This window comes from Winogradskyella eckloniae (genome assembly GCF_013249045.1).
In the GTDB taxonomy this organism is placed as follows: Bacteria; Bacteroidota; Bacteroidia; order Flavobacteriales; family Flavobacteriaceae; genus Winogradskyella; species Winogradskyella eckloniae.
Window position 1 is genome coordinate 91,725 of sequence record NZ_JABRWP010000012.1, and the last position, 9,685, is coordinate 101,409.

Annotated in this window: 8 protein-coding genes; 2 read left to right on the top strand and 6 right to left on the bottom strand. The window is 29.5% G+C overall.

The window, feature by feature from the left end; genetic code table 11:
• Positions 1 to 2: 2 nt before the first annotated feature.
• The 6 genes from HNV08_RS15845 to HNV08_RS15870 form a co-directional block, all read right to left on the bottom strand.
• Positions 3 to 1,238 (bottom strand): restriction endonuclease subunit S, encoded by a 1,236-nt coding sequence (locus HNV08_RS15845; RefSeq protein WP_173282337.1) that lies wholly within the window; start codon positions 1,236 to 1,238, stop codon positions 3 to 5.
• 2 nt (positions 1,239 to 1,240) lie between these two features.
• Positions 1,241 to 2,842, bottom strand: coding sequence for a type I restriction-modification system subunit M (locus HNV08_RS15850; RefSeq protein ID WP_173282338.1), 1,602 nt, complete (start codon positions 2,840 to 2,842; stop codon positions 1,241 to 1,243).
• An 89-nt stretch (positions 2,843 to 2,931) separates the two neighbouring features.
• Entirely contained in the window at positions 2,932 to 5,214 is a 2,283-nt protein-coding gene (locus HNV08_RS15855; protein WP_173282339.1) for a DUF3987 domain-containing protein, read from the bottom strand.
• 11 nt (positions 5,215 to 5,225) lie between these two features.
• Positions 5,226 to 5,519, bottom strand: coding sequence for a helix-turn-helix domain-containing protein (locus HNV08_RS15860; RefSeq protein WP_173282340.1), 294 nt, complete (start codon positions 5,517 to 5,519; stop codon positions 5,226 to 5,228).
• Positions 5,520 to 5,651: 132 nt separating this feature from the next.
• Positions 5,652 to 6,893, bottom strand: coding sequence for a hypothetical protein (locus tag HNV08_RS15865; protein WP_173282341.1), 1,242 nt, complete (start codon positions 6,891 to 6,893; stop codon positions 5,652 to 5,654).
• A gap of 3 nt (positions 6,894 to 6,896) precedes the next feature.
• Positions 6,897 to 8,114 carry a site-specific integrase gene (locus tag HNV08_RS15870; protein WP_173282342.1) on the bottom strand — a complete coding sequence of 406 codons (1,218 nt, stop codon included), beginning with the start codon at positions 8,112 to 8,114 and terminating at the stop codon, positions 6,897 to 6,899.
• A gap of 693 nt (positions 8,115 to 8,807) precedes the next feature.
• Between HNV08_RS15870 and HNV08_RS15875 the strand changes: the two genes are divergently transcribed.
• Positions 8,808 to 9,041, top strand: coding sequence for a hypothetical protein (locus tag HNV08_RS15875; RefSeq protein ID WP_173282343.1), 234 nt, complete (start codon positions 8,808 to 8,810; stop codon positions 9,039 to 9,041).
• Between the two features lie 2 nt (positions 9,042 to 9,043).
• Positions 9,044 to 9,439 (top strand): hypothetical protein, encoded by a 396-nt coding sequence (locus HNV08_RS15880; protein ID WP_173282344.1) that lies wholly within the window; start codon positions 9,044 to 9,046, stop codon positions 9,437 to 9,439.
• Positions 9,440 to 9,685 lie beyond the last annotated feature (246 nt).

The window sequence follows — 9,685 nt, forward strand, 5'->3', positions numbered from 1 at the left end:
TATTAAACGAACATCTTTTGTAAAAGACCTTTTTTAAAGGCTTTACTGTTTTCTATTTGGGTATTTAAAGCTTCAATTTTTATATCTATATCTGATAAGAAATTGGCTATTTTGGTTTGTTCTTCTAAGCAAGGGATTGATAATTTCAATTTCAATAAATCTTTAGTATAAATAGCAGCAACACTTGTCGTTCCTGTTGCATATCTTTTCAATCCTTTAATACCATCGTATGAATTAAGTCTATAATTCATAAAATAATTATTATTAAACTCAAACCTCATTAAATTAGAATTATAATATGCTAATGGAAGTTCATCCCTCCAAATAGCAACTTTACCTACTAAATCTAAAGTATTTCTTGTATTAAAAAATAAATCACCTTTTTTTATTTGATCATCTTCATCTACCACTTCACTATCATCGATATACTGAACCTTATTAGTAAGAATATTACCTCTTCCAAGATTCCCCATCTTTATTAATGGTCTATCTGTAATTTTATCCGAATTAGAATAGTTTCCTCCTAATTTAAAACTTATCAATAATTGTTTTAAGGATTTCTCTTCCCATTCAGGAAAGGCATTACCATTTTCATCTTTAAACCTTAGTTCTTGATTAAAGATTTTTTGCATTATACCTTTTTTGTATTGCTCTAAAAGGGTTTTCTTTTTAGTTAGTTTGGTAATTTTATCATCTACATCTGTAAGAAATGCTGCTATTTTTTGTTGTTCTTGAAGTTTTGGTATTGTTATTTTTATATGATTTATATCATTAGGTGACAAGTTAGGTGGATCACTACCTGCAATATTATTTTCAATAGACTTTATTAACCTATCTCCTTTTAGTAAATTATATATAAATGATGAATTATTATCTGTTATTAATTTAGCAACTCTTTGATTCAATAAAGAGTTATTAAAATATTCATCAATTCTTGCTATTTTTAAATTACCACTTAAAATTGGTCTTGTTAATGCGACTACATAATCGCCCTCATTTAAAACAAACTTTTTATATTTTTCAACATATTCATATGGTAAGTATGATAAATTATCTGTTTTCATTTTATCAATACCTACGTCTGCAATTTTAACCCATAATGCTCCATCAGAATTTAATGAATCAGAGCTTGAGAATGCATAACCATTAAAAAGTTTAAAAGTATCACCTATTTTACATTTCTTCCAATCATCACTAAACTCTGGAAACCTCAATTGTGGTGTTAATTGTTTTTCCATAATTAAAAAGGTGTTTTAATATTTAACTCCTCACAATATGAAGCAATGCGTTTATTTGTTTCTTCAATATCTACATCTAATGCTTGTATTTGTTCTGCAACAGCGTTAATATCAATAGGTTCTTCTTCTTCAAAAGTGTCTACATAACGTGGTATATTTAGATTATAATCATTATCTGCTATTTCTTGTAATGTTGCTCTGTGGCTGTATTTATCTATTATGGTTCTATTAGTATAGGTTTCTACAATTTGATTGATATGCTCTGGTAATAGCTTATTATCTTTACCTTGTTTTTCAAAATGGTTAGAAGCATCAATAAACAATACATCTTCATTAACTTCTCTACATTTTTTTATAACCAAAATACACGTTGGTATCCCTGTACCAAAAAAGATATTTGCAGGCAAACCAATAATTGCATCTATATAGTTTCTGTCTTCAATTAAATAACGTCTAATATGCGCTTCTGAAGAACCTCTAAACAATACACCGTGAGGTAATACGGTTGCCATTATACCGTTTTCATCTAAATGATGAATCATATGCTGTACAAATGCAAAATCTGCTTTTGTCTTGGGTGCTAATTTACCATACTGACTAAATCTATCATCTGTACTAAATATTCCTTTTGCAGACCACTTTGCAGAAAATGGCGGATTCGCTACAATAGCTTCGGCTTTTAAGTCGATAGCCATATGTTGTGGTTCTTCTAAGGTATCTTCTTGTTTAATATCGAACTCACGATAATTTACATCGTGTAGTATCATATTCATACGTGCTAAGTTATACGTTGTACGGTTTAATTCTTGACCGTAAAACATACCAACATCGTCTACTTCTTTAGCTACACGCAAGAGCAACGAGCCACTCCCACACGTTGGATCATACACCGATTTTAAACGTTTTTTACGCGTAGTTACTATTTTTGCTAATATGATAGATACTTCTTGAGGCGTATAAAATTCCCCTGCTTTTTTTCCTGCACTTGCAGCAAACTGCCCAATTAGAAACTCATAAGCATCACCTAATAAATCGCTGTCATTATCCTCTAATCTAAAATCAATTTCATCTAAATGGGTTATGATTTTTGCAATGGTTTCATTTTGTGCTTTTACAGTTCTTCCTAACTTACCAGAAGTTAAATCTAAATCTTCAAATAGTTTTACAAAATCATCTTCTGATTCTGTACCCATTGTACTTTGTTCAATATTGGTAAGAATACGCTCTAAGTCTTCAATAATAAAGAATTGCTTTGCTTCGTCATTATCGTTGGTTACTATTTCTGAAAGGTTATTTCCTTTTTGAGCAATAGAGGTAAATAATTCACTTGGTTTTAAGAAGTAACCTAACTCTTTAACGCAGGCTTTTTTAACTGCTTCAACATATATTTTACCATTTTCTGAATTTTCATCTAACTGCTCATAAGTTAAACCATCTGGTGCTAATATTTTATTAGCGTATAAGTGTAACTTCTCTGAAAGATATTTAAAGAATATAAAGCCTAAGATGTAGTTCCTGTAATCATCAGCATCCATTTTACCTCTTAGTAAATTGGCAATAGCCCACAATTGTTTTTCAAGTAGTTTTTTTTGTTCTTCGGACATTTAGTTTGATAGTGTATTTTGAATTGTTAAAAATATAAATCTTTTAAAGATAAATAGCAAGGGAAATGAGGAAAGTGAGGGAAATAATACTAAACATCCTCAGTTCCCTTATTCCCCTCATTATATTCTTTTGATGGGTTGTAATAATTACCTTGTGATTCTCTTACTATAAAACCATCTTTACATAACTGAGTAATATAACGTTCTGCTGTTTTTTGAGTAATATCATAACTCATTGCTGTTGTATAATATTGCTGTGTTGTAAAACGTAATGGTAAGCCTTCTATAAATTGCTCTTTTTTGTTTTTGTAATTAACCTTTGTATTATCTACAGGTAAACTTGAATACACTTTACTACTATGTTTAATTAATGCTTTAACCATTGTGAGCGTTGTTTGAAAATCGTTATCAGAACAATACAATTGAACAGATATATCTCCTGTTTCTAATATTCTAATTGCTGTTAAAATCATACTAATTCTAAATGCAATTATGCCTAACCTTTTTACTGTAGCATCATAATCTAATGGATTGACATTTAAATAATACAGATTTAGTTTAGGAAAAAACTCTAGAAACTCTTGTTGTTGTGTTTCTGTGTATGAAAATCTTATAGGTTGATTTGATTTTAACGTACTGTACAACTCGTAAAACTGTTCTCCTAAAACATCATAATACTCATTTAAACCACCCTTAGTACTATTTGCAAATACATTTCTCCACTTCGTATTACTTGGCATTTGATAGAACATAAAACGACTAAATAAACCGTTTTCTGCATTTGGCATTAATGACAAAACTTGTTTTGGTGTACCTGTTAATACACAAGATAAACAAGGCTCTTTCATTTCTATATATTCGCGTTCTGTTTTACGATAATATGATATTGGTTCGTGATGAAAAGCATTTCTAAAACCATCTGAATAATCGCCATAATCTTTTGCGAAATTTTTAGCCAAAGTATCTGCTTCGGTTTCAAATATTAGTCCTTTTCCTTTGTTTTCATACAATAATTGAAACATACCAGACGAACTATTATTTGCAGGAATGTACAACATTTTTAATGGTGGTTTTTGAGGCTTCTTTATTGATGCGTCTTTGCCTTTATTCTTATTATAGAGTGCTAATTGTGTATTATATTCCTCTTTCATTAGTTTTGATTCTTCCTGCATATTATTATGAATACGATTTACTAAACGTTTACAAAATTTCACTTTTCCTTTTCCTGAAGCCGCTGGTGCTGTTACGAATAAAAATAGGTTAGGATAAATTTTATCTCCATCGTAGACGCCATATAATTTAGGTAAACAAGCACTAATAGTTGTTATTGAACCTAATATCATTAAATCTTGTTCTTGTTCTGATTTAGTGTGCTTAACCATATCTTGAAGCAATTGCGGAAGTTGAGGAATTAAGGAATTTGAGAATGTTGGACTACTTTCAAATTCTTCTTTTAACTCCTCTTTTTTAGTTGTTAAAACTTCTTCTTCAATAGGTGTTTTATACGGTTTTATATTGTTTTGATGTGCTAAATAATAAAACGTAGATATACTAATCCCTGTACCTTTAGCTTTTAAGCATTTATTATACTGCTCATTACATTCTTGATAATTGTAGTTGATATAAAATCTGCTGATTCTGTGATAGTATTCTCTTCCTACTTCTCCATATTCTTCTGAAATTGCAAAGCCTAAGTTTCTCCACGTTTCGTAATTACCTGTAATATCTGTAGCAGTTTGTTCTATTTCGGATATATAAGTTTCTATATTATTACTTATTGGTTTGAATTGTTTTACTGCTGGTGCTATTTCTTTTGGTTTTGAAATTACCTCAAAAATGTCTGAATTATTATTGATAAAACAATCTTTATCATAAGACACAAAACAAAGTCTACAAATATCGCTTCCAGAAGTGTCTATATTTATACTTAAAGCTTGTTCGTAATAGGCTACAACTTGTTTGTAGGCTTCTTTATGTTGTTCTTTATTAGTATTTACTTTAACTATTACCTTTATACCATTACCACTTGGGCTAATAAATGAAGCATAAGTGTACGGTGCTAAATGTGTAAGATTTACTAATTCTTTTAATCGTGTTTCTGATAGTTTATCAATATCTAAAATTACATATTGGCTATACGTTTCTATTTTATCGATACTTCTACCATTGTTAAAAGTACCTGATACTGTAAAACCTTTTAATTGCTTTTTATGTTGGTCTGCGCTGTGTTTATTGTTATTAGATAATAGGTTTCTTATTGTGTTTATTTCGACTTTATAAGTCCCTATTTTGATGTCATTAAGGATTTTTTCTAAAGGCTTATCCTCAATCTTGTTTACGAAGTCTTTAAAAACTGATACGGCTGCTTGCATAACTTTAAGATTTAAAAATTACGCTTTTTGCTAGAAAAAGCTTGTTTGTAGTTTTTATCTAAAAGCTTTTGTACATCGCTCATCCTATAATAGATTTTTGAGCCTATTTGAGAGAATGATATTTTCCCCTCATCTCTCCAACTCTGGCACGTTCTTTTGCTAATATTCATTAGCTGTAAAAACTCTTGATTGTCGAGAAATGTGTCGGTTGGTGATTTCTGTTTTTCTTCTAGTTTTTTGTTTAGTGTGTCTAAACGATTTACTAATTCTTTGTACTGTTGTGCACTTAAAATGATTGCTTCCATTTACTTCTTTTTTTTAATGTTATTATTAAATTCTGAAGCAAATATTGGATAAGAAGTGAAGCAAAAACAGTTACATAGGGTTATATAACCCCACACAAAACCCTTATAAACATTGAGTTTTATAGAAATAAATTATTTTAATTTTCTTGATTCAGATATCATTGTACGTAGATGTTTTTCCCAAAATTCAATAGCTTTTAAATTTGGGGTATTAAATTCGTTTCTTAACTTTTGAGTACTAATTCCTTTTTCTGAAGATTTTTTGGTTTGGAAATTAGCAGATATGAAACGGAATAATTCGGCATCTGATTTTGTATTAAATATTTTAGGTTTTAAGTCATTTATCATTTTAAACAATAATGCTAATTGAGGAACAGAAAGGTCTGTTTTAAGTTTTGGTGTGCACTTAGTTTGAGGGTTTACAAGTTGTTCTTTTTCTTGAATTTTACTTAACTCTGCATTAATTAAACCTTGCAATTGATAAATAGGAAAAAACTCCAACGGAAAGAATAATTTTTCTTTATTGATATAATAAGTTGGAAGATTGGAATCATCCGACAATATTCTATTTTTAGGATATTTACTTATGTAGCCTAAACCTAACAAATCATCTTTAGTGTGCCCTTTAGCTTTTAAGTCTTCTATTGCTTGTTCCGCTGCATCTTCTGAATAATTACCTTCAAGGTCATCTTTTTCGCCAAACAAATACATCTCTATATCTTTATAGAAGTATTGTAAAGCATCTTTATTTAATTGTGTGCGTTCTTTTACTATATTATATAATTGTAAGTCTGTATGGTCTTTATTTCTAATAGTATTTAGTAAGGTATAAATCTCATTAGTATCTTCTGATTCGGTTTCTTCTTTATGATATTGTAAGAAGCTTTTGAAAGTGTTTAACCTTTCAGCTATTGCCATATATTTAACAAAATGACTTACAAATACATAGTCAATCCCATAATACCCTTCTACTGTTGCTTCTTCCCAAAACAATTCGTAAATATCATCTATCTCTTGAATGCTTTTGAATTTCATATTTAATACTTCTAGAACATCATTAAACTCTTGAAATAGAAAATTTTTAATTAACCTTTTTCTAAACTCATCTAATGAATCATCTTGCATATCAAACTCTGAAAGATTTATATAACATCTTATAAATTCTGCTATATCTGGACTACATTTTGTGAGCTTTTTTTGCATCTTCTTAATTTCAGCTTTAGTGTAATCGCTTTTTTCCTCTTCATTTACAAATGATGAGAATAGCATTTTATCTTTATCTGTTTGACCGTTGATTTTTAATGAAATAAATTCGTCAATTGTTACGATAAACTTATCTATTAATGCAATATCTATTTTTGAATATTCTTCCATTTTTTAATTAATATATTTGTCTACTGCGTTATCTAATTCACTACTAATAATTTTTGCATATACTTGCGTAATACCTATATCTGAATGGTCCATTAATTTAGATACGTGTTCTATACGCATACCTTTATTTAAAGCTCTAGTAGCAAAAGTATGTCTGCTAATATGGAATGATAGATTAAAAGGTAACTCTAACCGTTCTCCCATTTTTCTCAAATACATATTACTTAATGCTATAGCTCTGCCTGTTAATAAACTTCTATGTTCTTTATCTGTAAAATAAGCTTTATCAATTTTAGCAAATGGGAAAATTATATCTTCTTGCCTCTGGTCTTGTTGTTGGTATCGTTCTAATATTTCAACCGCTTTTTGACCTATTCTAACACTGTGCTGTCTGTTCGTTTTTCTAATGATTTTTGTAATTTTTCCATTTACTCTATCATAATTTTTCCATTTAAGTTCTATCATATCTCCGAATCTTAAACCTCCCGCAAAGACTGAAAAAATAAACATATCTTTAATAATCTGCGCTTTGTCTTTATTTGGAACTTCTAAATTCATAAAAGCCTCAAATTGTTCGTTAGTTAAATAGCGTTTTGTACTCTTTTCTTTTTTTACTGTGAACTTGTTAAACGGAAATAAATCTAAAGGTATCAAATCTTCTCTTTGTGCCTCTTTGAACATTATCTTCATAATCTTTAAAGAAAAATTGATAGTTGTATTATTATTACCTAATGTTGAACTGCAATAAGACGCATAATCTTTTAAAGTGGTTACTGTAATATCTTCAAACATTAATTCACGATGACCTACGAATTTTTCAAACTTATTTAAATATGTTCTGTAAGTCTTGTAAGTTGAATACGCTAAAGTGTCTTTTAGCTTCTCACAACGATTATTTGAATAGTCAAAGAAGTTTGTTAATGGTTTTCCTTTTATGGCTTCTTTTAGCTTCCTAGCTGTTGTAGATTGGTTTCTTCTTTCTAAATCTGCAATTTCTCCTTTTGCATCTGCTACCTTTTGAGATAGGTAAGCGTTTAAGCGTGTTGAATTACTGTGATTCTTTTTTACTTTTTGTTTATCTTCATCCCATTCATTAAGCTTTAGTTTTAGACTTAAAGAAATGAATTTAGTTTTTCGGTTTTTTATAACTCTTAAATAAAGAGGTGCTTCACCTGATTTATCTATCTTGTTATTTCTTAAAATTAGTTTTATTGAAGACATAAAGTACTGGTTTTAAAGGTATGCAAAGCGGTGCAACCGAGTACTAAGGTACAACATTAGGTATAACAAAACAAGCATTTTATTGCATTTTGATGCATTATCTTACTTTACTAAAAATCTGTAAAGTACTATACATAAAGGGTTTTGATGAAATTTAGAGTAATTGAGTGAATTATCTATATAACACCGTGTATAATTCATTGCTGGTACTCGCCTACTTGGAAATTCCTTCGGAATTTACTCTGGTTCGTTTTTGTTTACTAATTTAGTTGCTGAAACACGCAACGAAATCATACACAAACACGTTAGCAGCAATAGTCACTCAAAATTTACCAGCTTCCTTTTTCGCGATTTTTTTTAGATTTTTAAGTCAGATAAACCATAATTGGAATCCAAAAATTCCCAATTCTCACGCAGGACAGGTTCCTCGTCCGAGTAATTCGTGAGTTGAGAGTTCATTAAAGCCTATTTACCTCATTACGCAGGACTTTTTATCTCTGTGACCAATCTAACCCTTTATTCTAAAAAAAACTGCTGCTAACAAGGTATATAATCCATTGCTTGGTATTGATTACTCACGAAAATTCCTGCGGAATTTTCTCTGGTTCGCAAAAGTTTACTAAATTAGTTGTTTAACCACGCAACGTATTATACACGAACCGTTGTGCAACATTTGACAAACATATAGATAATATGAAAATATACCTTTCAAAATCTCATTCTGATGATGACGGATTTTTTCCTGATGAAGGAAAATCAGGAATTATCTTTTCATCAAAAGATGATATTTTAAAATTATGCGAATTTTTTGAGAAGGTCAAAAATCACATTGAAAATAACGACAATTGTCATATGCATTTTAGAGATAGTTTTTCGGAATGGAAAAAAGAAAAGCATATTGATTTAGAAATTAATATGGACAATTAATTATGAAAAATAATCTGAAAGAACATATCAAATTCATTCTAATTGATGCAATAAATGATAGTATTCAAGGAATTTATGAACTGCATAATTCTGTGAAAAAATATTATCCTGAATTAGAAACTAAAAACGTAACTGACTTTGTTTGTGGAAAAATATTGTCTGAACTGATTGCTGACAATTATGTACGAGTTTTCAAAATGACCAACCCTGAATTTGAAAAAATTGAATCTATTAATAACGAAATCGGACAAAAAATTGCATCGGAAAAAACTAATTGGACTGAATACCAAAATGACTGGATTTACGGAGTTGAAAGTGTGAATTTGAAAAAATCGGTTGAATTGGAAAATAAACTGTTCGAAAAAATAAAAACGTTGCACAACACAGTGTATAATTAATTGCTTTGGCAAGTGCTTATTTGGAAAATTCCTTCGGAATTTTCTCTGGCAAGTATTTGTTTACTAAATTAGTTGCTTAACCACGCAACTAACCATACACAAACACGTTGTGCAACATATTGACCCGTCCTGAATAAAGGCTACATAATTTTAAACATTATGTACAAAAATGACAAAGTAATTAGACGGTATTCAGAACCTTTTAAACTGAAAATTTTAGACGAACTTACAACTGGAAAATTAAAC

Coding starts and splice junctions, on each gene's coding strand:
- HNV08_RS15845 (WP_173282337.1), bottom strand. CDS start 1,238: ATGGAAAAACAATTAACACCACAATTGAGGTTTCCAGAGTTTAGTGAT.
- HNV08_RS15850 (WP_173282338.1), bottom strand. CDS start 2,842: ATGTCCGAAGAACAAAAAAAACTACTTGAAAAACAATTGTGGGCTATT.
- HNV08_RS15855 (WP_173282339.1), bottom strand. CDS start 5,214: ATGCAAGCAGCCGTATCAGTTTTTAAAGACTTCGTAAACAAGATTGAG.
- HNV08_RS15860 (WP_173282340.1), bottom strand. CDS start 5,519: ATGGAAGCAATCATTTTAAGTGCACAACAGTACAAAGAATTAGTAAAT.
- HNV08_RS15865 (WP_173282341.1), bottom strand. CDS start 6,893: ATGGAAGAATATTCAAAAATAGATATTGCATTAATAGATAAGTTTATC.
- HNV08_RS15870 (WP_173282342.1), bottom strand. CDS start 8,114: ATGTCTTCAATAAAACTAATTTTAAGAAATAACAAGATAGATAAATCA.
- HNV08_RS15875 (WP_173282343.1), top strand. CDS start 8,808: ATGAAAATATACCTTTCAAAATCTCATTCTGATGATGACGGATTTTTT.
- HNV08_RS15880 (WP_173282344.1), top strand. CDS start 9,044: ATGAAAAATAATCTGAAAGAACATATCAAATTCATTCTAATTGATGCA.